This is a genomic window from Acuticoccus sp. I52.16.1 (genome assembly GCF_022865125.1).
Taxonomy (GTDB): domain Bacteria; phylum Pseudomonadota; class Alphaproteobacteria; order Rhizobiales; family Amorphaceae; genus Acuticoccus.
The window spans coordinates 4,185,892-4,209,341 of record NZ_CP094828.1; the positions used below are offsets into that span (position 1 = coordinate 4,185,892).

Annotated in this window: 21 protein-coding genes; 6 read left to right on the forward strand and 15 right to left on the reverse strand. The window is 69.8% G+C overall.

What is annotated here, in order from left to right:
- Position 1 precedes the first annotated feature (1 nt).
- The 3 genes from MRB58_RS18930 (at position 2) to MRB58_RS18940 (ending at position 4,133) form a co-directional block, all read left to right on the forward strand.
- The gene (locus tag MRB58_RS18930) at positions 2–1,324 is read left to right on the forward strand and encodes an FMN-binding glutamate synthase family protein (protein WP_244778646.1); all 1,323 of its coding nucleotides are present in this window, start codon (positions 2–4) and stop codon (positions 1,322–1,324) included.
- 32 nt (positions 1,325–1,356) lie between these two features.
- Entirely contained in the window at positions 1,357–2,679 is a 1,323-nt protein-coding gene (glnT, locus tag MRB58_RS18935; RefSeq protein WP_244778647.1) for a type III glutamate--ammonia ligase, read from the forward strand.
- 122 nt (positions 2,680–2,801) lie between these two features.
- Positions 2,802–4,133, forward strand: a complete 1,332-nt coding sequence (locus tag MRB58_RS18940; RefSeq protein WP_244778648.1) for an FAD-binding oxidoreductase — start codon at positions 2,802–2,804, stop codon at positions 4,131–4,133.
- 256 nt (positions 4,134–4,389) lie between these two features.
- Here the strand turns inward: MRB58_RS18940 and MRB58_RS18945 are convergent, their stop codons facing one another.
- The 5 genes from MRB58_RS18945 to MRB58_RS18965 all read right to left on the reverse strand — a co-directional run bounded on the left by MRB58_RS18945 (position 4,390) and on the right by MRB58_RS18965 (position 11,538).
- The gene (locus MRB58_RS18945) at positions 4,390–5,628 is read right to left on the reverse strand and encodes an amidase (RefSeq protein ID WP_244778649.1); all 1,239 of its coding nucleotides are present in this window, start codon (positions 5,626–5,628) and stop codon (positions 4,390–4,392) included.
- Complete coding sequence (locus MRB58_RS18950) at positions 5,625–6,860, reverse strand: amidohydrolase family protein (RefSeq protein WP_244778650.1); 1,236 nt, start codon at positions 6,858–6,860, stop codon at positions 5,625–5,627. Before MRB58_RS18950 ends, MRB58_RS18945 begins: the two co-directional genes overlap by 4 nt.
- Positions 6,861–6,883: 23 nt before the next feature.
- Positions 6,884–9,364, reverse strand: coding sequence for a branched-chain amino acid ABC transporter ATP-binding protein/permease (locus MRB58_RS18955; protein WP_244778651.1), 2,481 nt, complete (start codon positions 9,362–9,364; stop codon positions 6,884–6,886).
- Positions 9,361–10,236 (reverse strand): branched-chain amino acid ABC transporter permease, encoded by an 876-nt coding sequence (locus MRB58_RS18960; protein WP_244778652.1) that lies wholly within the window; start codon positions 10,234–10,236, stop codon positions 9,361–9,363. Before MRB58_RS18960 ends, MRB58_RS18955 begins: the two co-directional genes overlap by 4 nt.
- Before the next feature lie 120 nt (positions 10,237–10,356).
- Entirely contained in the window at positions 10,357–11,538 is a 1,182-nt protein-coding gene (locus MRB58_RS18965) for an ABC transporter substrate-binding protein (protein WP_244778653.1), read from the reverse strand.
- 233 nt (positions 11,539–11,771) lie between these two features.
- Here MRB58_RS18965 and MRB58_RS18970 point away from each other — a divergent pair, with 233 nt between their 5' ends.
- Positions 11,772–12,494 carry a TetR/AcrR family transcriptional regulator gene (locus tag MRB58_RS18970; protein ID WP_244778654.1) on the forward strand — a complete coding sequence of 241 codons (723 nt, stop codon included), beginning with the start codon at positions 11,772–11,774 and terminating at the stop codon, positions 12,492–12,494.
- A gap of 81 nt (positions 12,495–12,575) precedes the next feature.
- On the opposite strand, the gene MRB58_RS18975 is transcribed toward MRB58_RS18970, so the two are convergent.
- The 9 genes from MRB58_RS18975 to MRB58_RS19015 form a co-directional block, all read right to left on the reverse strand.
- Positions 12,576–12,950, reverse strand: a complete 375-nt coding sequence (locus MRB58_RS18975; protein WP_244778655.1) for a cupin domain-containing protein — start codon at positions 12,948–12,950, stop codon at positions 12,576–12,578.
- Positions 12,951–12,970: 20 nt separating this feature from the next.
- A complete protein-coding gene (locus MRB58_RS18980; protein WP_244778656.1) occupies positions 12,971–14,446 on the reverse strand; it encodes a 4-hydroxyphenylacetate 3-hydroxylase family protein in 1,476 nt (491 codons plus the stop codon).
- Between the two features lie 23 nt (positions 14,447–14,469).
- The gene (locus MRB58_RS18985; RefSeq protein WP_244778657.1) at positions 14,470–15,003 is read right to left on the reverse strand and encodes a flavin reductase family protein; all 534 of its coding nucleotides are present in this window, start codon (positions 15,001–15,003) and stop codon (positions 14,470–14,472) included.
- Positions 15,000–15,602, reverse strand: coding sequence for a MarR family winged helix-turn-helix transcriptional regulator (locus tag MRB58_RS18990; RefSeq protein WP_244778658.1), 603 nt, complete (start codon positions 15,600–15,602; stop codon positions 15,000–15,002). The genes MRB58_RS18985 and MRB58_RS18990 overlap by 4 nt, the downstream gene beginning before the upstream one ends.
- 144 nt (positions 15,603–15,746) lie before the next feature.
- Positions 15,747–16,424 carry an ABC transporter ATP-binding protein gene (locus MRB58_RS18995; RefSeq protein ID WP_244778659.1) on the reverse strand — a complete coding sequence of 226 codons (678 nt, stop codon included), beginning with the start codon at positions 16,422–16,424 and terminating at the stop codon, positions 15,747–15,749.
- Complete coding sequence (locus tag MRB58_RS19000; protein ID WP_244778660.1) at positions 16,424–17,164, reverse strand: ABC transporter ATP-binding protein; 741 nt, start codon at positions 17,162–17,164, stop codon at positions 16,424–16,426. Before MRB58_RS19000 ends, MRB58_RS18995 begins: the two co-directional genes overlap by 1 nt.
- Entirely contained in the window at positions 17,161–18,096 is a 936-nt protein-coding gene (locus MRB58_RS19005; RefSeq protein ID WP_244778661.1) for a branched-chain amino acid ABC transporter permease, read from the reverse strand. Before MRB58_RS19005 ends, MRB58_RS19000 begins: the two co-directional genes overlap by 4 nt.
- A 5-nt stretch (positions 18,097–18,101) precedes the next feature.
- Entirely contained in the window at positions 18,102–18,998 is an 897-nt protein-coding gene (locus MRB58_RS19010) for a branched-chain amino acid ABC transporter permease (protein ID WP_244778662.1), read from the reverse strand.
- A 109-nt stretch (positions 18,999–19,107) separates the two neighbouring features.
- Positions 19,108–20,391, reverse strand: a complete 1,284-nt coding sequence (locus tag MRB58_RS19015) for an ABC transporter substrate-binding protein (protein WP_244778663.1) — start codon at positions 20,389–20,391, stop codon at positions 19,108–19,110.
- A 326-nt stretch (positions 20,392–20,717) separates the two neighbouring features.
- Between MRB58_RS19015 and MRB58_RS19020 the strand changes: the two genes are divergently transcribed.
- Positions 20,718–21,398, forward strand: coding sequence for a DUF2848 domain-containing protein (locus tag MRB58_RS19020; protein ID WP_244778664.1), 681 nt, complete (start codon positions 20,718–20,720; stop codon positions 21,396–21,398).
- 60 nt (positions 21,399–21,458) lie between these two features.
- On the forward strand, positions 21,459–22,136 hold the full coding sequence (locus MRB58_RS19025; protein WP_244778665.1) for a GntR family transcriptional regulator: 678 nt from the start codon (positions 21,459–21,461) through the stop codon (positions 22,134–22,136).
- A 16-nt stretch (positions 22,137–22,152) separates the two neighbouring features.
- Here the strand turns inward: MRB58_RS19025 and MRB58_RS19030 are convergent, their stop codons facing one another.
- Positions 22,153–23,364 (reverse strand): polyhydroxyalkanoate depolymerase, encoded by a 1,212-nt coding sequence (locus MRB58_RS19030; RefSeq protein ID WP_244778666.1) that lies wholly within the window; start codon positions 23,362–23,364, stop codon positions 22,153–22,155.
- Between the last annotated feature and the right edge of the window lie 86 nt (positions 23,365–23,450).

Below are 23,450 nucleotides of genomic sequence, written 5' to 3' on the forward strand. Positions count from 1 at the left end.
GATGACCAAGCCGCTCACCCCGCCGCAACCCTCCGCGACGTTCGACGACATGACGATGGCGGAGATCCGCCGCGCCGCCGCCACCGGCATCTACGACATCCGCGGCGGCGGGGCGAAGCGCAAGGTGCCCCACTTCGACGATCTCGTCGTGCTGGGCGCCTCGATGTCGCGCTACCCGCTGGAGGGCTACCGCGAGCGCTGCGACACCGACGTCGTGCTCGGCGACCGCTTCGCCGAGAAGCCCCTGCACCTGAAGATCCCGATCACCATCGCGGGGATGAGCTTCGGCTCGCTCTCCGGCCCCGCGAAGGAAGCGCTGGGGCGCGGCGCCACGCTCGCCGGCACTTCCACCACCACCGGCGACGGCGGCATGACGGACGAGGAGCGCGGGCATTCGCAAACGCTCGTCTACCAGCTCCTGCCGTCGCGCTACGGTATGAACCCGAGGGATCTGCGCCGCGCCGACGCGATCGAGGTGGTGATCGGGCAGGGCGCCAAGCCGGGCGGCGGCGGCATGCTGCTGGGGCAGAAGATCTCGCCCCGCGTCGCCGCCATGCGCACGCTGCCCGAGGGGATCGACCAGCGCTCGGCCTGCCGGCACCCGGATTGGACCGGTCCGGACGACCTCGCCATCAAGATCGCCGAGCTGCGCGAGATCACCGACTGGCAAAAGCCGATCTTCATCAAGGTCGGCGCCTCGCGGCCCTACTACGACACCGCGCTGTCGGTGAAGGCCGGGGCCGACGTCGTCGTGCTCGACGGCATGCAGGGCGGGACCGCGGCGACGCAGTCGGTCTTCATCGAGAATGTCGGCATTCCGACCTTGGCGGCGATCCGCCCCGCGGTGCAGGCGCTGCGCGATCTCGGCATGCACCGCAAGGTGCAGCTCGTCGTCTCCGGCGGCATCCGCTCGGGCGCCGACGTCGCCAAGGCGCTGGCGCTCGGGGCGGACGCGGTGTCGATCGGCTCGGCCGCGCTGGTCGCCATCGGCGACAACGATCCGAAGTGGGAGGCCGAGTACAACGCGCTCGGCACCACCGCCGGCGCCTACGACGACTGGCACGAGGGGCGCGACCCCGCCGGCATCACCACGCAGGACCCCGAGCTGATGAAGCGGCTCGACCCGGTCGCCGCCGGGCGCAAGCTCGCCAACTATCTCAAGGTCATGACGATGGAGGCGCAGACCATCGCCCGCGCCTGCGGCCACAACCATGTGCACAACCTGGAACCCGAGGACCTTTGTGCGCTGACGATCGAGGCGGCGGCCATGGCTGGCGTGCCGCTTGCTGGCACGAACTGGATTCCCGGCGCGGACCGTTCGTGAAAGCGACCCCGGCGGCGGACACGGAGGAACTCATGACGAACGTTGACGGCCCCACCACCCTCGACCTCGCGGCCTATGCGGCGGAGAAGGGGGTTCGGTACTTCATGATCTCCTACACCGATCTCTTCGGCGGGCAGCGCGCCAAGCTGGTGCCCGCCGCCGCGATCGGCGACATGCAGTCCGAGGGGGCCGGGTTCGCCGGCTTCGCGAGCTGGCTCGACATGACCCCCGCCGACGCCGACATGCTGGCCGTGCCGGACCCCGCCGCGGTCTTCCAGCTCCCCTGGAAGCCCGAGGTCGCCTGGGTCGCCGCCAACCCGGTGATGAACGACGCGGAGGTGGCGCAGGCGCCCCGCAACGTCCTGCGCAAGGTGCTCGCCACGGCGGCCGGGCAGGGGCTGACGATCAAGACCGGCGTCGAGGCCGAGTTCTTCCTCGTCACGCCGGACGGCGAGGCGATCTCCGACGCCGCCGACACCGCCGCCAAGCCCTGCTACGACGCGCAGGCCCTGATGCGCCGCTACGACATCATCGCCGAGATCTGCGACGCGATGCTGGAACTCGGCTGGGAGCCGTACCAGAACGACCACGAGGACGCGAACGGCCAGTTCGAGATGAACTGGATGTTCGCCGACGCGCTGGTCACGGCCGACCGGCACTCGTTCTTCAAGTTCATGGTCAAGTCGATCGCCGAGAAGCACGGGCTGCGGGCGACCTTCATGCCCAAGCCGTTCGCGAACCTCACCGGCAACGGCTGTCACATGCACCTTTCGGTATGGGACGCGGCCGGCAACAACCGCTTCTCCGATCCCGCCGCGGAGCTGGGCCTTTCGGCCGACGGCAAACACTTCCTCGGCGGCATCATGCGCCATGCGCCGGGGCTGACGGCGATCACCAACCCCACCGTCAACTCCTACAAGCGCATCAACGCGCCGGTGACGCTGTCGGGCGCGACGTGGTCGCCCAACACCGTCACCTGGACGGGCAACAACCGCACCCACATGGTGCGCGTGCCGGGGCCGGGGCGGTTCGAGCTGCGTCTGGCGGACGGGGCGGCCAACCCCTACCTCTTCCAGGCGGCTGCGATCGCGGCGGGGCTCGCGGGGCTGGCCGACAAGGCCGATCCGGGCCCGCGCAGCGACGTCAACATGTACGCCGAGGGGCATCGCGCCGAGGGCGTGAAGCTGCCGCTCAATCTCCTCGACGCGCTGCGCGCGCTGGAGGCGGACACGGCGCTCAGGGCCGCCGTCGGCGACGAAGTTTCGGCCGCCTTCCTGAAGCTGAAGCACCACGAGTGGAACGAGTATGCGCGCCACTTCACCCAGTGGGAACGCGCCACGACGCTCGACATCTGAGCCGCGATCCGGCGATGTGAGGGGGCGGGTGGCGGCCTCAGGGCCGGCCGCCCGCAATCGTTGTTTGGTTCGCCAGCGGCCGCCGATGCGTGCCGGCGGGCGAGGGCGCAAGGAGGCGCGACGTGCCAGGACCCACACCCGATCCCGTCGACGGCGCCGCGGCGCTTCCCCCCGAGGCGGACGTCGTCGTGGTCGGCGGCGGCATCATCGGCACCACGACGGCGCTGGAGCTCGCCGAGCGCGGCCTCAAAGTGGTGCTGTGCGAGAAGGGGATCATCGCCGGCGAGCAGTCGAGCCGCAATTGGGGCTGGGTGCGCCTCGCCCGCCGCGACCCGCGCGAGATCGAGCTGATGATGGCCTCGATCAAGATCTGGGAGGGCCTCGCCGAGCGCGTCGGCGCCGACGTCGGCTACACCCAGTGCGGCGTCGTCGTCCCGTTCTACAGCGCCGAGAACGCGGCCAAGGACACCGATTGGCTGAAGAACGTCGAAGGGCGCCAGACGCGGATCGAGCGGGTCGACCGCGAGACCGTCGACCGCCTGCTACCGGGGCTGAACTTCGCCCACGACGGCGGCATCTACGCCCCGCACGACGGCCGCGCCGAGCCGCAGAAGGCCGCCCCGGCCGTCGCCCGCGCCGCCGCCGCCAAGGGCGCCACCGTGATGACCGGCTGCGCGGTCCGCGGGCTCGACGTCGAGGGCGGCGTGGTGAAGGGCGTCTACACCGAGAAAGGGCGGATCCGCGCCGATGCGGTGGTCGTCGCCGGCGGTGCCTGGTCGCGGCTGCTGCTGCGCCAGGCCGGCGTGACCCTGCCGCAGCTCAAGGTCACCAACTCGGTGATGCGCACGACGCCGGTCGCGGACGGGCCGACGGTGACGATCCGCGGGCCCAACTTCTCGGTCCGCAAGCGGGCGGACGGCGGGTATACGATTTCCACGCTCGTCGCCAACGACTTCGACCTGACGCCGGACAGCTTCCGGTTCTTCGCAAAATTCCTGCCGGCGGCGAAGATGGAGTGGCGCCAGCTCCGCCCACGCCTCGGCCTGCGGTTCTACCAGGAGCTGCGCGACATGGCGCCCTGGGATCCCAATGCGGAGAGCCCCTTCGAGGAGATCCGCATCCTCGACCCCGCGCCCAACAAGCGGATGACGGACCGCGCCTTCGCCGCCGCCAAGGAGGCGATCCCGGCGCTGCGCAAGGCCGAGGTCGCCCAGCGTTGGGCCGGCATGATCGACGCGACGCCCGACGCCGTGCCGGTGATCTCCAAAGTGGCCGAGCGGCCTGGGCTCACCATCGCCACCGGCTTCTCAGGCCACGGCTTCGGCCTCGGGCCTGCGAGCGGCCGCCTCGCCGCCGACCTCGTCACCGGTGCCCACCCCCTCGTCGATCCCGCGGCCTTCCGGCTCTCCCGGTTCTTCGACGGATCGCCAATCGTGCCGCTGACTGGCGTGTAGCGCTGAGGCGACGAACCCGACGCGTGACTTGGGGGCTAGGCAGAGCGAGGGGAGTTCCCCCCTCGCGCTCCCCCCGCCTCGCCGGCGGGCAGGCCGTCAGGTCAGATGTCTGAAGGAGACATCTGCTCTGACGACCTGCATTGAGGCTGAGGAGGGCTGCGACGGCGTCAAGCCCCCGTCCTCGCCATGCTCGCTGCGCTGCGCGTGGCTCCGGGCGCGGGCTTGACCCCGCCGCATCCCTCCGAGGCGGGGCCGGTCAGGTCGTCGGGGATCCGGCGATCTCCAGGGGGCCGGTCGGGGCCGCTAGGAGTTCGGCGAGCATCAGGAGGTCGATGTCGGCGCCGCGGGGGGCGATCAGCGACAGGCCCAGCGGACGGCCGTCGACGGTCGCGATCGGCAGCGAGATCTGCGGCAGGCCGGCGAGGCCCGCGATGCACAACAGGTTCATCGCCGCGTGGCGGTAGACGATTTCCACCTCGTCCACGTCGCCGCCCCTCGGCGGGGCCGTGCGCGGCACCGTCGGCAGCACCATCACCGTGCCGGGCGGCACCACCCGGTCGATCTCGGCGACGATCGCCTCGCGCTGCTTTGCGGCGGTGGCCACTGCGTCGGCATCGATGGTGCGCGCGGTCTCGAACCGCTCGCGCACGCCGGGGCCGAAGATCGGTCCCGTCGCCTCCACCCAGGCGCCGACGCTCGCCCAGATCTCCGCTCCCTGCAGCACCCGGAACGTCGCCGACCAGGCGGCGAGCCCATCCGCCGCCACCGTGACGTGGCGGCGGTCGGGGATGGCCTCGGCGATCCGGTCCACCGCAGGGGCGAGCGCGGCGCGGAGCGGCGGCTCCAGCGCGGCGAACGCGTCGTCCGCGATCACCAGGCGCTCGAACGGGCGGGCGGTCGCGCGGTCGTGCAGCAGCACCCGGCCGACCGCGTGCATCACCGCCGCCTCGCGCGCGAACCAGCCGACCGTGTCGAAGCTGGGTGCGAAGGGGACGATGCCGGTGAGCGGGATGCGCCCGTGCGTCGGGCGCATGCCGAAGAGGCCGCAGTAGCTCGCCGGCGTGCGCACCGAGCCGCCGCAGTCGGTCCCCAGCGCGAAGTCCGCCGCGCGCGCCGCCACCGCCGAGGCCGACCCGCTCGACGAGCCGCCCGGCACGCACGCCGGTGCCGCGGGGTTGAGGGGCGTTCCGTAGTGGTGGTTCTCGCCGGTCAGCGAGTAGCACATCTCGTCCGACACCGTGCGGCCGACGAGATCGGCGCCGGCGGCCAGGATGTCGGCCACCGCCGGGGCGGTCTCGGTCGCCGCCGCGTGGGTCCGCAACCAGTCCGGCTGGCCGTTGCCGGCGGTGCTGCCGGCGATGTCGAACACGTCCTTCGCCGCGAAGCCGAGGCCGGAGAGGGGGCCGGGGCTGGTGTGGGTGCGCGTGACGTTGTTGGTTCGGCAGAACGCCCCCAGCGCGTCGATCGCCGCCATGTCGGTCAGCGGCGCGCTCATGCGTGGCCGGCCGGACGGTGCAGCTCGGCGACCGGACGCGTCATCGTCCGGCGGCCGCGCTTGAAGGCGTAGAGCACCGGGGCGAGCTCGGAGACGGCGGTGTGCGGGTCGGCGCAGTCGAGCACAGCGAGGTCGGCGGAGTTGCCCACCTCCAGGCCGTAGCCGGCGATGTTCATCAGCTTGGCCGAGCGGGTGGTCACCATGTTGAAGCACTCGACGATGTCGCTCGCCGCGCCGACGTGGCAGATGTTGGCGTTGAGGTTCGCCATGCGGATCAGCGAGCAGTCGCCGAACGGGGTGAACGGGTTGAGCACGTTGTTGGTCGACAGCGAGCAGTTCACCCCGTGGTGCAGCAGCTCGTGGGCGTGGGCGACGCCGCGGGTGCGCCCCTCGGTGCGGTCGCGCCCCATCAGGAAGAGGTCGGTCGAGGGGAGCACCGTCAGCGCGACGCCGGCGTCGGCCAGGCGCCTGGCCGCGGCCGCCAGCACGTCCGGCGCGGCGTAGGCGAGCTTGGTGACGTGGCCGATCGCGGTGCGTCCGCCGCGGCCGGTGCGCTCGGCGAGCCGGCACACGTAGTCGAGGTCGAAGGACGAGGTGTCGGTCCCGAAGTCGAGGTGCATGTCGATGTCGGCGTCGAACTCGCGGGCGATGGCGAAGACGTGGTCGATCTGCCCGTGCGGGTCCGTGTCGGTGTAGGGCGCGGCGCCGACGACCTTGGCGCCGCGCTTCATCGCCTCGACCATCAGCTCCTCGGTGCCGGGATTGTTGAGCATCCCCTCCTGCGGGAAGACGCAGATCTCGATGTCGATCGCCCAGCGGTAGTCGTCGATCAGCTGGAGGATGCCTTCGAGGCTGCGCAGCTCGATCGTCGGGTCGACCTCGAGGTGGGTGCGCATGTGCGTGGTCCCCTGGAGGATCGCCTTCTCGACCGTCTTGCGGCCGCGGGCGTAAACGTCTTCGGGGGTGAAGTCGCCTTTGACGCGCGCCACCTCGCTGATCGCCTCGGTGAGGTCGCCCTTCTTGGAGGCGCAGCGGCCCAGGATGCACGACTTGTCGAGGTGGATGTGCGTCTCGACGAAGCCGGGGGTGACGAAGCGCCCGCCGAGATCGAGCGTCTCGCCGTCGGCGCCGAGGTCCGGCTCGATGGCGACGATGGTGCCGCCGTCGATGCCGATGTCGACGCGGCGGGTGGCGTCGCCGGCGAGGCGGGCGTCCTTGAGAATGAGGTCCATCGGTGTTGTCCGGTTCGCTTCTGTCAGGGGGTGGTGGCGCCGAGGTAGGCGTCTTCGAGGGTGCGGCTGCCGCGCACCTGATCGGGCGTGCCGCCGGCGACGATGCGGCCGGAGGAGATGACGTAGGCGCGGTCGGCGACACCGAGCGCCATCTCGGCCATCTGGTCGACGAGGAGGATCGTCGCCCCGTCGTCGCGCAGCTCGGCGAGGATGGCGTAGAGGTCCTCGATCAGTTTCGGCGCGAGGCCGAGCGAGGGCTCGTCGAGGAGGAGGACGGTCGGTCGGGCGACGAGGCCGCGGGCGATGGCGAGCATCTGCTGCTCGCCGCCCGAGAGCAGCCCCGCCGGCTGGCGCCGCCGCTCGGCGAGGCGCGGGAAGCGCGTCAGCATCTCGTCGACCGCCGCGGCGAGGTCGGCCGGCGGGCGGCCGTAGGCACCGAGCTTGATGTTCTGGACCACGTCGAGCTGGGGGAAGACCTGCCGCCCCTCCGGCACCAGCACGAGGCCGCGCCGGGCGATACGGTCGGCGTCCTCGCCCTGGAGCGGCTCGCCGGCGAGGTGGATCTCGCCGCCGACCGGCCGGTGCAGGCCCGATAGTGCGCGCATGAGGGTGGATTTGCCCGCCCCGTTTGCGCCCAGCACCGCCACCAGCTCCCCGCGCGAGACCTTGAGATCGACCCCGTGCAGCACGGCGCTGGCGCCGTAGGAGGCGGTCAGGTCGGCGACCTGGAGGATGAGGTCGCCCGGCGTCGTCTCCGGCTTGGCGCGGCGGTGCTCGGTGCCGCCCTCGCCGAGGTAGGCTTTCAGCACCGCGGGGTCGTTCTGCACCGCCGCGGGCGGGCCTTCGGCGATCTTGCGGCCCGAATCGAGCACCAGCACATGGTCGGAGATCCCCATGACGAGGTCCATGTCGTGCTCGATGAGGACGATGGTGAGCCCCGCCTCGGCGAGACGCTTCAGGAGCGCGCCGACGCGGGCGGTGTCCTCCTCGGAGAGCCCGGCGGCCGGTTCGTCGAGGAGGATGACCTCGGGCGCGAAGGCGAGGGCGCGGGCGATCTCGACGAGGCGCTTGTCGACGTGCGGCAGCGTGCCGGCGGGGCGCTGGAGGTCGCCGCGGTAGCCGACGAAGGCGAGGAGCGCTTCGGCGCGGGCGCGGCGGGCGGCCGTCGCGAGGGGGGCGACGACCTCCGCCGGGCGGACGCGGCCGTGCTTCATGGCGATGAGGAGATTGTCGAGGACGCTCATGTGCTCGAAGAGCTGCGTCGTCTGGTAGGTGCGGGCGACGCCGGCGCGGGCGACGCGGTGCGAGCGCTCGCCGGTCAGGTCCGTTTCGCCGAGCCGGACCGTCCCCCGGCTCGGCTTGTAGAAGCCGGCGACGAGGTTGAGCACCGTCGTCTTGCCCGCGCCGTTGGGGCCGATGATGCTCGTCACCTTCCCCGGCGCGGCGGTGAACGAGACCTCCTGCACCGCCTTCACCCCGCCGAAGGTGATGGAGAGCCCGTCGACCACCAGCGCACGGCCGCCGCCTGCTGCGATGACCGCGGTCGCGGCCGGTGCCTCGGCGGTGACAGGTGTTCCGGCGCGGGGGCGCAGGAGGCCCGTCACGGCACCGACGATGCCGCGCGGCGCGACGCGCAGGACCACCAGGAGCAGCAGCGCGACGAGCAGCAAGCGGTACTCGGCGAGCCAGGAGAAGGCCTCCGGCAGCAGCACGATGACGAGCGCGCCGAGGACGGGGCCGAGCACCGTGTCCGCCCCGCCGATCATGACGACGAGCAGGAAGAGGATCGACTCGAAGAACGGGAAGCTCTCCGGGCTGATGAACGCGCTCATCGCGGCGTAGACGCCGCCGGCGAGCCCCGCGAACACCGCTGAGATCGCGAACGCGGCGCAGCGCAGCAGGATCGGGTCGAAGCCGATCGACTGCGCCGCGACCTCCGAGTCCCGAAGCGCCCGCAGCGCCTTGCCCCAGGAGCCGGCGCTGAAGAGGGCGTAAAAGACGAGCGACAGGACGACCAGCGCCAGCACCAGGTAGGCGATCTCGGTGGGGCCGAACAGCGTGCCGAATGCCTGGGGCGGCGCGATGCCCATGATGCCGTTCCACCCGCCGGTGATGGGTTCCAGTTCCGCCGCGCTCTGCTCGACGATGAAGCCGAACGCGATCGTCACCATCGCGAGGTAGGGGCCGCGCACCCGCAGCGCCGGGACCGAGACCAGGACGCCCGCCAGCGCCGCCAACACCCCGCCGAGCGGCAGCGCGACCCAGAAGTCGACCCCGTAGGCGGTGGTGAGGATGCCCACCGTGTAGGCGCCGATGGCATAGAAGCCGACGTGGCCGAGCGAGATCTGGCCCGACATGCCGACCAGGATGTTGAGGCCGATGCCGACCATCGCCGTCAGCCCCGCCATGGAGAGGACGAAGAGCTGGTAGCCGTTGGACTGGCCGATCGCCGCCGCGGCGAGGGCGATGAGGAGGGCGGCACCGAGGAGTTCGAGGAACCTCATACCTTCTTGACCTCGGCGCGGCCGAAGAGCCCGTCCGGCCGTGCGGCGAGGGCGACGACGACGAGCGCGAACGTCGTGATCTGCGTGTAGGTCGAACCGAAGAGGGCGGTGATCAGCGCCTCGGCGAGGCCGTAGATGAGGCCGGCCAGCATCACGCCCCACGGATTGGTGATCCCGCCGAGGATCGCCACCGCGAACGCCTTGATGCCGAACAACGTCCCCATGGTGGAGGATACCGTGAAGAGCGGGGCGATCAGGATTCCCGCGACGCCGGCGAAGAAGCCCGACAGCGCGTAGGCGCCGGAGACGACCATGGCGACGTTGATCCCCATCAGCCGCGCGGCCGCCTCGTTCTGGACGACCGCCATCATCGCCAGGCCGTGGCGCGTGCGGCGGAAGAACAGCGTCAGCAGGGCGGCGAGCGCCAGGCCCACCACCGGGATGAGCACCTGCTGCGGCTGGATGCGCACGCCGAAGGCGGTGAACGTCTCCGCCGTGAGGGGGGTGGGGGGCATGCCGCGCGGGTCACGCCCGAACGTGAAGAGGACCGCGTTGTCGATCACGAGGCCGAGCGCGACGGTCGCCATCAGCCACGCGTCGGAGCCGCGTTTGACGAAGGGGCGCACGGCGACGCGCTCCACCACGAGGCCCCATAGGGTCGCCGCGGCGAGGGCGACGAGGATGGCGAGCGGCACCGGCCAGCCGAAGGTCACCCACATTGTGAAGCATACGACCGCGCCCAGCATCATCGTGCTGCCCTGCGCGAAGTTCACCGTGTTGGAGACGACGTAGGTCACGTAGAAGCCGAGCGCGAGCAGGCCGTACATCGCGCCGAGGCCGAGACCCGTGACCAGGGCCGAGACTATGAGCATGGGACACCCTGTGCCGCTTGACGGGGCGGCCGGGACGCGAGGCGCCGACCGCGAGGGGGGCGTGCGACGCCCCAGAAAGAGCGAGGCGCGCCGCGCCCCGAACAATGACGAGCGTGCGGGTTACTCGGTCGGGACGACCTCGTCGCCCTCGTAGTGGACCATGATGTAGTCCTCGGGGCCGAGCGCATCGTGGTTCTCGGCCGAGAAGGGCTTGTCGTAGGTCTTGATGAGGCCCTCGTAGGGGGTGGCGAGGTCCTCCAGCGCCTGGCGGATGGCATCGCCGTCGGTCGACCCGGCCTGCTCGATCGCGAGCGCCAGGAGGTGCATCGCATCGTAGGCGTTGGCGGTGCCGACCGGGGCCATGATGTCGCCCGGGCCGTCGACGTCGTCGTACTTTGCCGCCAGCGCGGCGATTAGCTTCTCGCCGACCGGGCCCTGCTCGCCGAAGAACGAGTAAGTCTGCACGAAGTGCGCGTCCGGCGCGGTCGGTCCGGCGAGCTCGGGGAAGCGGCCGCCGGCGATGCCCCAGTGCGAGACCACCGGCACCGTCCACCCCATCCGCTCGCGCGACTTCATCATCTGCGCGCCCGGCGGGGTGTTGGTGACGAGGATGATCGCCTCGGCGCCGGCGTCCTTGAGCCGGGTGAGCTGCGGCGTCATGTCGACGTCGCCGTTCTCGAACGTCTCGACGCCGACGATCTCGACCGCGTCGTTGGTCTCGTCCGCCGCCGCGAGGCCCTTTTCGTTGGACTCGCCCCAGGGGTTGTTGATCAGCATGAGCCCCACCTTGGTGGCGCCGAACTTGGTGTTCGCGTAGCCCAGGAGCTTGACGTCGACCAGCGCGTCGATCGCCGACACGCGGAAGACGAAGTTGGGATCGGCGCCGTTGCGGGTGATCCCGGTCGCCGCCGCCCAGACGGCGATGAACGGCGTCTCGTTCTGGTTGGCGAGCGGGACGATGGCGAGACCGACCGGCGAATCGATGCCGCCGAAGAAGGCGGCGACCTTCTCGTTGAAGATCAGCTCGCGCGCCGCGATCAGGCCGCGCGGCGGCTTGGATTCGTCGTCCCGCTGGATCAGCTCGATCGTGCGCCCGCCGAGAAGCCCGCCGGCGGCATTGATCTCGTCGATCGCCACCTGCAGGCCCCGCGTGATCGCTTCGCCCGATTGCGCCGAAGCGCCCGACAGCGCCGCGACGTGGCCGATCTTGATCGGCTCGTCGGCCTGCGCCGCGGTCATGAGCGCGAATACGCCCGCGCCGATGAGCGCCGGCAGCATCTTGAACCTCGAGGTCGTCCTCATGCTGGCAATCCCTTTGTGAGCGTCGCGGGTGCGACTTTCACCGGGGAAAATGCAACGGACGGGCCAGGGGGGCGCTTGCAAGTGAATTTTTACATACGCTGTGCCAAACTCCACCTCTCCAGCCCCTTTTGCCGCATGATCCATCCGGGCGAGGATGTCGCCGGGTGCATTCGGGGCTTCGAGGGTGCACAAGGAAAAGGCGCGGCAGCGGCCGCGCGACCACGAGGTGAACGGTGGCACTGAAACGTGAGCCGCGACAGGCCGGCGCGGCAAAGCCCGGCGGCGCCGAACGCGCCGAGCCCGGGTCGGCGAAGGGGCGCGCCGCGCGGCCGCAGCCCAAGCGCGACGCCGCCGCCACCCGCCAGCGCATCCTCGACGCCGCGCGCCGCGACTTCTGCGACGCCGGCTTCGAAGGCGCCCGGATCGACCGGATCGCCACGGCCGCCAAAGCGAACGTGCAGATGATCTACCGCTATTTCGGCGGCAAGGACGACCTCTACCTCGCGGTGCTGGAAGACACCTACGCCCGCATCCGCGCCCTGGAGCGCGACCTCGACCTCGCCGCCCTCGCGCCCGAGGAGGGCATGCGCCGCCTCGTCGAGTTCACGTTCGACTACCTGCGAGACAATCCCGATTTCGTCTCCATCATCCGCAACGAGAACATGCTCGGCGGCCGTTTCGTGCGCCAGCTGGAGATGGTGCCGGACACGACCATGCCGCTCGTCGAGGCGATCACCGATCTGATGCGCCGCGGCCGTGCCGAGGGTGTCTTCAAACCCGCCGTCGCGCCGGCGCAGATCTATGTGACGATCCTGTCCTTGTGCATGCTCCACCAGGCGCAGCGCCACACGCTGTCGGTGATGTTCCAGCGCGACATGGGTGCCGACGACTGGCTCGCCGAGCGCCGTGCCCACGCGGTGGACGTCCTGCTGACCTTCCTGATGGCGCCGCGGTAGGCGCCCGCGCCGCCGGCGCGGCGTCCCGGACATGCGAACGCCGCGGCGGGGGCCGCGGCGTCGTCCGGCCCGACGCGAGGGTCAGGCGTAGTAGTGGATCTCGACCAGCAGGCAGCCGTTTTCCGACTTGAACGGGCCGTGCACCGCGCCCGGCGGGCGGCAGGCGTAGGTGTTGGGCTGGAAGGCCTCGCCGCCTTCGCCGTTCTCGTCGTTGCCCACCGTCAGGTCGCCCGACACGAGGTACACTTCCTCGTAGTAGTCGTGCACGAAGGGCTTCGTGGTGTAGACGCCCGGGTCGAACTTCAGCAGCCGCGTGCGGTTGCCGACCTTCTTTTCCTCGTCGAGGAAGCCGGCCAGCACCTTCTGCTTGATCCCCTCCGGATAGCCCGGCGGCGGCGCGAAGCCGTCCGTCAAGTCAACCGTATGAAATTCCTTGTGTTCCTTGTCGATCGCCATACGGCATCCTCTGTTGAAGGTTATTCGGCAGCGGTCTTCAACGCGCTCAGCTCGTCGCTCAGTGCGTAGGAGTTCAGGCAGCGGTCGACCAGCGCGGTGGAGCCCGCCCAGTCGTAGGTGCGGAAGGCGTGGCCCTTGGTGACGAAGGTCGCCCCGGCATAGAACATCTCGTACTGGGTGTGGCGCGAGCCGAACTCGGAGCCGATCGCGTCCCACACCAGCTTGAAGAACTTGACCCGCTCGCGCGAGGAACGCACCGGCGACTGCTGCGTCTTGTCGATGATCGAGGCGATCTCCGAGTTGGCGAAGTCCTCCACCGAGGAGGGGAGCATGATCACGCCGCCGCCCGCCAGATCGCGCAGCGTGGTGATCACCTTGCCGTAAAGCTGCTGGGTGAGCACCTGCGCCGAGTAGAGCGTGTGGCGGTCGGGCACGAAGTATCCGTGCTCCATGCGGCCTTTGACCTCCATGGAGCGCACCAGCGCGTCCACCATCTCCGCCTCGGCCGAGACCTGGCCCAGCATCTCGCGCACCTGCGGGAAGGCGAGGGTGCCGTTGGTCTCGGCGATCCCGCGCGCCAGGCCGGCGAGGAAGCGCATCTTCACCATCAGCCGGATCTGGCACTGGTAGTTCTGGTAGGTGTGCGCGGGCGTCGCGTGGAACTGCTTGGCCACCATCTCCACGTTCTTGTGGACGAAGATGCGGTCCCACGGAACCTTGACGTCGTCGAAGTAGAGGACCGCGTCGTTCTCGTCGAACTGGTGGGCGAGCGGGTTGTCGAACTTCGACGGGGCGCCCGCCTCGTAGGACTTGCGCGACAGGATCTTGAGGCCCTTCGCGTTCATCGGGATGGCGAAGGAAAGGGCGTAGTTCTCGTCGCCCTCCCGCAGCGGCTGGATGCAGGTGACGAACACCTCGTTGGCCATGATGCCGGAGGTCGCCAGCATCTTGGCTCCGCGCACGGTGATGCCCTCGGCGTCCTCGTCGACCACGCCGGCGGTGAGGAACGGGTCGGCCTGCTCGTTGGCGCTCTTGGAGCGGTCGGCCTGCGGGTTGATGATGACGTAGGTGAGGAAGAGGTCGTTGTCGCGCGCGTATCGGAAATAGTCGGCGAGGGCCGCGGCGCGGGCGGGGTCGTAGGCCTCGAACACCGGCATCGCCATCACCATGCCCGAGAGGCAGGAGGCGACGTGGTCCGGCGAGCGGCCGAGGAAGCCGTAGTGCTCCTCCGCCCACGTCTCCAGCGCCTCGCGCCGCTTCACCAGCATCTCGTAGCTGGTGGGCAGCTCCCACTGGCGGTTCACCTGAGCGCCGGTGTCGGTCGTGAAGGTCATCAGGTCCGCGTTGGCGGCCTGCATCTCGTAGAGGTTGGCGTAGGAGCGCACGGCGTTGCGGAAGGCCGGGTGGTCGACCGGGTCGTTCACCCGCTCGCCGCCGATGTAGACGGCCCGGCCGTCCCGCAGGCTGTCGAGATGCATCGCGCCGTTCTTGATCATGGGTTCGTCTCCGGGTCCTGGCGTCACCAGCCGAGCAGCCACAGGGCGTCGGCCGGCACGGCGATATCGTGCTGGTGCGTGAGTTCGCGGTAGCGGCCCTGGTGGAAGACCAGCGGTTCCGCGTTGGGGCGCGGCCGGTCGAAGGCGACGACTCGGCCGACGAATATGGTGTGGTCCCCGCCCGGATACTGATGCTCCGCCGCGCATTCGAAATGGGCGATGGCGCCGGGGATCAGCGGCGCGCCAGTGACGCCGGGTTCGGGCGCGAGGCCCTCCCACTTGTCGGCCTGGGCGCGGGCGAAGCGGTTGGAGATGGCGCTCTGGTTCTCGGCGAGGACGTTGATCGCGTAGTGTGTGGTGCGCTTCCACGCCGCCAGGGCGTTGGCCGTGTTGGCGACGCAGAAGAGGACCAGCGGCGGGTCGAGCGACACCGACGAGAACGAGTTGACCGTCATGCCGATACGTTCGTCCGCGTCCGGGGCGGCGGTGACGACGCAGACCCCGGTGGCGAAGTCGCCGAGGGCGCGGCGCAGGGCATTCGGGTCGATCTCGCTCATTCGCCGTGCGCCTTTCGTTGCGTCTCGTAGTCGAGCAGCGCCAGAGCGTTGTCGCCGCCAGCGACGAGGCCGGGGAGGAGGGTGAGCATCCGGTCGAAGTCCGCCGGACCGAGGGCGGCGAACAGCGTGTCGTTCACCTGGGCCTGCACCGGGGCGAGGTCGTTCAGCCGCGTCACGCCCGCGGGGGTGACGCTCAGGCTGACGCGGCGCCCGTCCGTGGGGTGCGGCTCCTTGGCGACGAGGCCCATCTTGACGAGCCGGCCGACCTCCGCGGTGACGAAGGTGCCGCTGTAGTGGAGGTGGCCGGCGAGCGTCGAGACGCTGACGTCGGCCGAGCGGGAGAGGTGGGCGATCGAAATGAGGATCGAGTACTGCGGCCCGCTGAGGCCCGTGTACGCGCCGAGCCCCTGGCGCGTTGCTTCGAGGCGGGCGGTGAACGCCAGCAGGCCGTGGACGAAGGCGCGGAAGGCGTCGTCGCGGCCGTCGCGCACCAGGGCGGGACGCGTGGCGGTCATCGGCTCGGCGGCTTCCTGAGGGTCCATGGCCGTTTGAGCCTCGGCGGTGCCGGCGAGCGCGGTATGGCTGAGCTCGTGGGGCAAGCTCGTTCCTTCCCGAAATTTAGATCGCTAAGTTACAACGCTATTTTTCGGTGTCAATGCCGATTGGCACGCCATGCCTATCGTATGGGCGAATGCGGGGGCGGCGTGCCCCCGCATCCGCGTCGGCATCCGCATCCGGGCGTGTCAGTGGCCGAGGGCGTCGAGTGTCGTCTCGCTGACCTCGCCGCGCTCGATCTTCAGCGCGCGGTCGGCGACGCCGGCGAGGAGCTGCGGGCTCGATTCGGTCACCAGCAGGGCCAGGTCGCCGCGGGCGTCGCGCACCTTGGCGAGCGTGCGCGCGTAGTTGAGCGCCAGCGCCGGGGCGAGGCCCTGGAACGGCTCGTCGAGCAGGATCGCCCGCGTCGCCACCATCAGCGCGCGGCCGAGCGCCACCATCTTGCCCTGCCCGCCCGAGAGGGAGCCGCCGGGGCGGTTCTTCAGCTCGGTCAGCTCCGGCATCAGCTCGTAGACCATCGCCAGCCGCTCGGCGCTGATGCCGGCGGGCATCTTCAGCGCCACCGCCGGCAGGAGGAGGTTGTCCTCCACCGAGAAGGCCGGGATCATCCGCCGGTCCTCCGGCGCGTAGCCGATGCCGAGGCCCGCGCGGGCATGGTCGGGCTGGGCGGCGAGGTCGGTCCCGTCCAACGTCAGGCGGCCGCCGCCGAGGGGGACGAGACCCATGATGGTGCGCAAGGTGGTGGTCTTGCCGGCGCCATTGCGGCCGACGAGCACGGTCGTGGCGCCCTGCGGCAGCGTGAAGGAGACACCGCGCAGCACCGTGTGGCCGGCGAGCGAGACGCGGATGTCGTCGAGGGTCAGCATCAGATCACCCCCACCACGTCGCGCAGGACCGCCGGGTCGGCAAGCACGGTATCGGGCGCGCCTTCGGCGGCGACGCGGCCCTGGCTCCACACCACGACGCGGTCGGCATAGCGCCGGACGAGGTCCATGTCGTGCTCGACGAAGACGGCCGTCACGCCCCGTTCGCGCAGCACCGCGGCGAGGCGGTCCATGAGCGGGAACTTCTCGTCCGAGGAGACGCCGGCCGTCGGCTCGTCGAGGAGCAGAAGCCGCGGCTTGAGGGCGAGGGCGAGGGCGATGTCGGTCAGCTTGCGGCCGCCTTCGGGGAGGGCGGCCGAGTCGGTCTCGGCGAGGTCGGCGAGGCCGACGGTGTCGAGGAGTGCCGTCGCCGCCTCGCGTACCGAGGGGATGCCGAGCGGGGACTGCCAGCGCCAGAACCCCGCCTCGGCGGCGACGGCGAGCATCAGGTTCTCCAGCACCGTATGGTCGGTGAAGAGCTGCGGGATCTGGAAGGCGCGGGCGATGCCGAGCCTTGTGATCTGCCGCGGCTTCAGGCGCGTGATGTCGCGCCCGTCGAGGTGGATCGACCCGGCCTGGGGCTTCACGTAGCCCGTGGCGAGGTTGATGAAGGTCGTCTTGCCGGACCCGTTGGGGCCGATGATGGCGAGGAATTCTCCCGCGTTCACGTCGAGGTCGACGCCGTCGGCGGCCTTCACGCCGCCGAACGCCACCTTCACGCCGCGCACCGAGAGGAGGGTCATCGCTTCGCCCTCCCGCCGGTGCGTTCGATGAGGCCGTAGAGGCCCCGCGGGAGGAAGAAGATCACGATCAGGAGCCCCGCACCGATGATGAGGTTCCACACGTCCGGCGCCCAGATGGCCGCCGCCGCGCGCACGCTTTCGAGGAACAGTGCGCCGACGAACGGGCCGACGACGCCGCCGATGCCGCCCAGCACCGCCACCAGGACGAGCTGGCCGGAGGTCGTCCAGTAGGCGAGGTCGGGGGTGATGTGGCCGATCGCGAGCGCGTGGATCGCCCCGCCGACGCCCGCCAGAACCGCCGACCCGACATAGGCGAAGAGCAACACCCGCGGCACCGAGACGCCGAGATACTCGAGGCGGATCTCGTTGCTTTCCACGGCCGCCAGCGCTTCGCCCATCGGGCTCTTCAGGTAGCGGTGGGCGAGGAAGCCGAGCACGATGGCGAGCGCCAGGCCGCCGTAGAGCAGGACGCTCTCGAACGCCTCGCGCGTGAGCGTCATCCCGAGGACGCGCGGCGTCGCGATCGAGAGCCCGTCAGTGCCGCCGGTGAGGCTGTAGAGCTTGGCGAGCAGCGTGTAGCCGACCATCGAGACGGCGAGATTGAGCATCGCGAAGAAGATCCCGCGGTAGCGCACCATGAAGAGCCCGACGAGAAGCCCCAGGACGCCCGACACGAGGGCCGCCGCGAGAAGCTGCGGCAGGAAGAGGTCGACCCCCGCGCGCGAGGACAGGAAGCCGACCGTGTAGGCGCCGATGGCGTAGAAGAGGGCGTGGCCGATGGAGATGAGGCCGGCGCGCAGGAGGATCGCGACGCCGAGCGCGGCGAACCCCTTGGCGATCACCAGCGTGAAGACGAAGGCGAGCCAGGGGAAGGCCGCCGGCACCGCGAGGAAACCGGCGACGAGGACGATGAGAACGAGAGCGTGGCGCACGGGCGTCAGATCCTGCGGGCCGTCGCGGCGCCGAAGAGGCCGTATGGCCGCACCAGCAGCACCGCGAGCATGACGAGATAGGGCGCGACCGGCTCGAGCTGCGGCATCTGGTAGATCGCGACGACGCGGGCGATGCCGACGATGATCGCCGCCAGCGCCGCCCCCTCGATCTGGCCGAGCCCGCCGATTGCGGCGACCGCGAAGCCCAGCACGATCGCTTCCGCCCCCAGCCCCGGCGCGACGCCGGAGTTGGGCGAGGCGAGCGCGCCGCCCAGCGCCGCCAGGAAGACACCGATGGTGAAGGCGGCGGCGTAGACGCGGCGCGTGTCGATGCCGAGCGTGGCGGAAACCTCCGGGTCGGCGACGACGGCGGTGATCATCTTGCCGAGGCGCGTGTGGTGCAACATCACCCGGAGCGCCACGACGACGACGACCGCCAGCGCGATCAGCAGGAGCTGATAGTTGAGGTAGATGATGCCGCCGATGTCGGAGATGCCGAGCACCGAGACGGCGGCGTCCTGATAGTAGGCCTGCACGCCGAAGATCAGCTTCTGCAGGTCCTCGAAGATCAGGAACAGGGCGAAGGTGACTAGGATCTGCACCGCCTCGGGCTTGCCGTAGGTGAAGCGGATGAACGTGCGCTCGATCGCCGGCCCCAGCAGCGCCGCGACCAGCGCGGCGGAGAGGATGAGGATGGGGAAGGAGAGCCAAGGGCTCGCCCCCGCGCTCATCACGAAGCCGCCGATGACGACCGCGACGTAGGCGCCGATGGCGTAGAAGCTGCCGTGGGCGACGTTGAGGACGCGCAGCACGGAGAAGACGAGCGTCAGCCCCACCGCGATGAAGAAGATGAGAGCCGAGGCCGCGAGGCCGTCGACCAGCATGGGGAGGATGAAATCCATGGGCTTGGCCGGTGTCGCCTTCCGATACGCTGGCGGGGAACGGGCGCCGGCGGCGGACCGCCGACGCAGGAGGAGGAGGGCGGCGGGCGCGAACCCGGCCGCCGCGCGCTTACTGGTAGGAGCCGGGGGCCGGCAGCTCGGCCGCGAACTCCGGCGTCAGGGTCGACACCCACTCGATCGGGTCGACGCCGACCGGCGGGGTGATCGCCTCGCCCGAATAGCGCGCCATGTCGGCGAGTTCGGGCGTGTCGCTGCCGGTGGAGACGCCGACGATCTGGTCGACGAGGCCGTCGTGGTCCTCGCGCACGGTGACGGTGCCGGTCAGCGTCTCGGCCTCGATGTCGGACAGCGCCTCGAGCACCTGGGCCTTGGTGGGCCAGCCGCCGGCGGCCTCCATCGCCTCTTCGTAGGCCTGCTTCACGACGAGGATGGTGTTGGCCATCTTCATGCCGGGGAAGACCGGCCACTCGCCGAACTTCTCGTGATAGGCCTCGGCGAAGCCCTGCGCGGCCTCGTTGCCCTTGGCGTCGGGCGAATTCCAGAAGCCGTCACCCAGCACGCCGACGATGACGCCCTCCGGCAGGTCGACGCGCTGCAGCACCGATTCGCCCAGCGCCAGCACCACCTGCGAGGAGCGGAAGAGCCCGCGGGCCGAGGCCTGACGGACGAAGTTCTCGAGGTCGCCGCCCCACAGGTTGGAGAAGATGATGTCCGGCCGGGCCGCGGCGATGCGCGAGATCTCGGTGTTGAAGGTCGGCGTGCCGAGCTTGGGGAAGAGCTCCGCCACGACCTCGACGTCCGGGTTGAAAGCCTTCATCGCGGCGGTGAAGATCGCCGCGGCGTCGTGGCCGAACGCGTAGTCCGGGTTGATGATGGCGATGCGCTTGGCGTCCGGCACCTTCTGCGCGACGTAGGCGGCGTAGGCGACGAACTCCGGCACCGTGGAGGAGTTGGGGCGGAAGACGTACGGGTGCTCGGCGCCCAGGAAGAGCTGATGCGTGTCGCAGTTCCACGTCACCATCGGCATCTCGAGCTGGTCGGCGATCGGCGCCAGCGCCATGCAGTTGCCCGAGGACAGGGCGGCGACCATGATATCGACCGAGCCGTCGCCGGCGAGACGGCGGAACTCGGAGACGACGCTCTCGCCGCCCTGGCCCTCGTCGACATAGGTCGGCACGATCTTCGCCCCGCCGATGCCGCCGTCGGCGTTGATCTGGTCGATGATCAGCTCGGCGGCGTTGCGGCCGGGCATGCCGTAGGCGGCGGCCGGGCCGGAGGTGAAGGTGAAGACGCCCATGCCGAGCTCGGCCGGTGCGTCCTGGGCGTTGGCGGCCGGGGCCAGCGCGGGCCCTGCGGCGAGCGAGAGCGCCAAGGCAGTGAGAATGGTCTTCATGCGAAGCTCTCCTTCGAGCGAGACCGCCGCGCCCGGCGGTCGTGATCGGTCCTGATCGGTCGCCATTCGGCCGCGCTCGATCCGGACACGGTCCGGTGCGAGAGGGGGCGTGTGACGGCGCTCAGGGCATCTAAAAAGAACTTGTGAAATTTCACAAGTTCTTTCATGACAATGTCTGGTTCGGGTGAGGTTGTCCCCTAGGGCCGCATCGTGTGGCCGGCGGGTGTGGCGAGTCTGCATCTCGTGGGCATACAAGTCCGAGGCCAATCATGTCCGTGGGCACCTCCTTGCCGGTGCGCGCGACCGGGGCTGACGAAGGAGCGAGAATGAACGAGCTGCCGTTGAGGATCGAGAGCCGGGACGGTGTACGCGAGATCGTCGTGACGGTCGACGCGCTGGTCATCGCCGGGTGGACCGGCCGCGATCCGGAGGCGATGGAGCACCACATTCAGGAGCTGGAAGCGCTCGGCGTCAAGCGGCCGGCCGCGACGCCGATGTACTACCCGGTCTCCGTCAGCCGCCTGACCCGGGCCGAGATGATCGAGGCGATCGGCAACGCGTCGAGCGGGGAGGCCGAGTACGTCCTGTTCGAGACGCCGCAGGGCCGTTTCGTCGGCGTCGGCTCCGACCACACCGACCGCGAGGCCGAGACCGTCGGCGTCACACTCTCCAAGCAGCTGTGCGACAAGCCGGTCAGCCTGACGGTGTGGCCCTACGAGGAGGTCGCCGACCACTGGGACGAGCTGGAGATCGAGAGCGTCGTCGAGATCGACGGCGAGACGGTGACCTACCAGTCCGGCAAAGTGTCGGCGATGCTGGCGCCCGAGACGCTGATCGAGAAGAAGCCCGGCGGCTTGCCGGTGGGCACGGTGATGTTCTGCGGCACCCTGCCGGCGATCGGCGGCGTGCGGCCCTCCCAGCGGTTCAAGGCCAAGCTGCACGACCCGATCCTCGGCCGCACGCTGCGCCACGGATATGATGTGCGCAACTTGGACGTTCCGGGATAATCCCTATTTCCCCGTCATGGTTGTGGTGGTCCAATTAACGGGCAAGGGGCATATTCGCATATGAGCATTGGAACGGAGGCACCGCCGCCCGCAGGCAAGCCGGCGCGTCGACGATCTCTCCGGGACATCGCCTATGACCGGATCAAGCAAAAGATCATCACCTGCGAGCTGCGTCCGGGTGAAGTGATCAGCGAGGCGGTGCTGAGCGCCTCGCTCGACATCGGCCGCACCCCCGTGCACCAGGCCCTCGACCGGCTGATGGTCGACGAACTGGTCGAGGTGATGCCGCGCAAGGGCGTCATCGTGCGCCCCCTCAGCCTGCACGAGGTCCACGACATCATCGAAGTGCGCCTCGTCAACGAGGTCTATTCGGTGCGGCTGGCGGCGGAGCGCATCGGCCCGGCGGAGACGACGGTCCTGCGCGAGAACCTCGGCCGGATGCGGGCCGCCGAGCCGTTGAACGACTACAATGCCCTGATCGACATCGACCGCGAGTTCCACGCCACGCTTGCCTACGCCAGCCGCAACGCCATCCTGGCGGACTTCCTGGGCAACCTTCAGGATCGGGCGCTGCGCTTCTGGTTCGTCTCGGTGAAGGTGCCGGGCCACCTGAAGCGCATCTGCCAGCAACACACCGAGGTGGTGGAGGCGGTCGCCGCGCGCGACCCGGAGCGCGCCGCGCAGGCGATGCGCCACCACATCGAGGAGTTTCGCTCCAACGTCAGCCGGATGATCTGACCCCGCCGCCGGCCGCCTATTCCATCGCCAGGATCATGTTGCGGACCACGGGGTAGATCTCGTGCTCCCAGCGCTTGCCGTTGAAGACACCGTAGTGGCCGACGTTGGCCTGCAAATGGTGGCGCTTCAGATGCGGGCGCAGCGAGCGGCACAGCTCGTGTGCCGCGGAGGTCTGGCCGAGGGCGCAGATATCGTCGCGGCCGCCTTCCACGGTGAGGAGGGCGGTGTTGCGGATGGCCGACGGGTCGACCAGCTCGCCATGGTAGTGAAATTCGCCCTGGGCGAGTTCGGCGCGCTGGAACACGCGGTCGACGGTTTCGAGGTAGAATTCGGCGGTCAGGTCGAGAACGGCGAAATATTCGTCGTAGAATTCCTTGATCTTCTGCGCCTTCTTCGTCTCGCCGTTCATCAGGTATTTGTACAGCTTGCGGTGCTGGTCCTTGTGGCGCTGGTAGTTCATCGCCATGAAGGCGCTGAGCTGGATGAAGCCGGGATAGACCCGCCGGCCGCCGCCCTTGTGCTGCCACGGCACCGTGTGGATGAGGTTCTTCTCGAACCAGTCCATCTCCTGGTCGAAGGCCAGCTCGTTGACGAGGGTGGGGCTCTCGCGCGTGTCGATCGGGCCGGCCATCAGCGTCATCGTGCGCGGCGTCGCCGGGTGGTTCCGCTGCGACATGACGGACACGGCGATCAGCACCTGAACGCACGGCTGGCACACCGAGAGCACGTTGCTCGCCGGCCCCATTTCCTCCAGGAAGCGGATGATGTAGGTGACATAGTCCTCGACACCGAAGTGCCCGTCCGACAGCGGGACGTCGCGGGCGTTGGCCCAGTCGGTGATGTAGACGTCATGGTCGCGCAGCAACGTCTCCACGGTGCCGCGCAGCAGCGTCGCGAAGTGGCCCGACAGCGGAGCGACGACGAGGACCTTGGGCTGCGGCGTGTCGACGTCCTTGGCGAAGTGCAGCAGATTGCCGAACGGCAGATGCAGCGCCACTTCCTCGCGCACCGCGACCGTGCGGTTGCCGACCACTGCGGACGAGATACCGAAGGCGGGGCGCGTGTGGGTCAGGCGGAAGCGGCTGAGCATCTCCATCGATGCGTCGAAGATGCTCATCTCGTCGTCGCCGATGGGGATGATGGGCCAGCCACCGATGCGGGTGTGACGGGCGAAGGCACGCATCGGTGCGATCAGGTCGTCCTGCATCTGGTACATCTGGTAGAGCATTCGTGCTTTCCCTCACCCAACCCAACTCGCCAAAATAGCTAGTGCATTCTATGGTGCGGTGCGACAACATTCTTTGCATTGCAGCG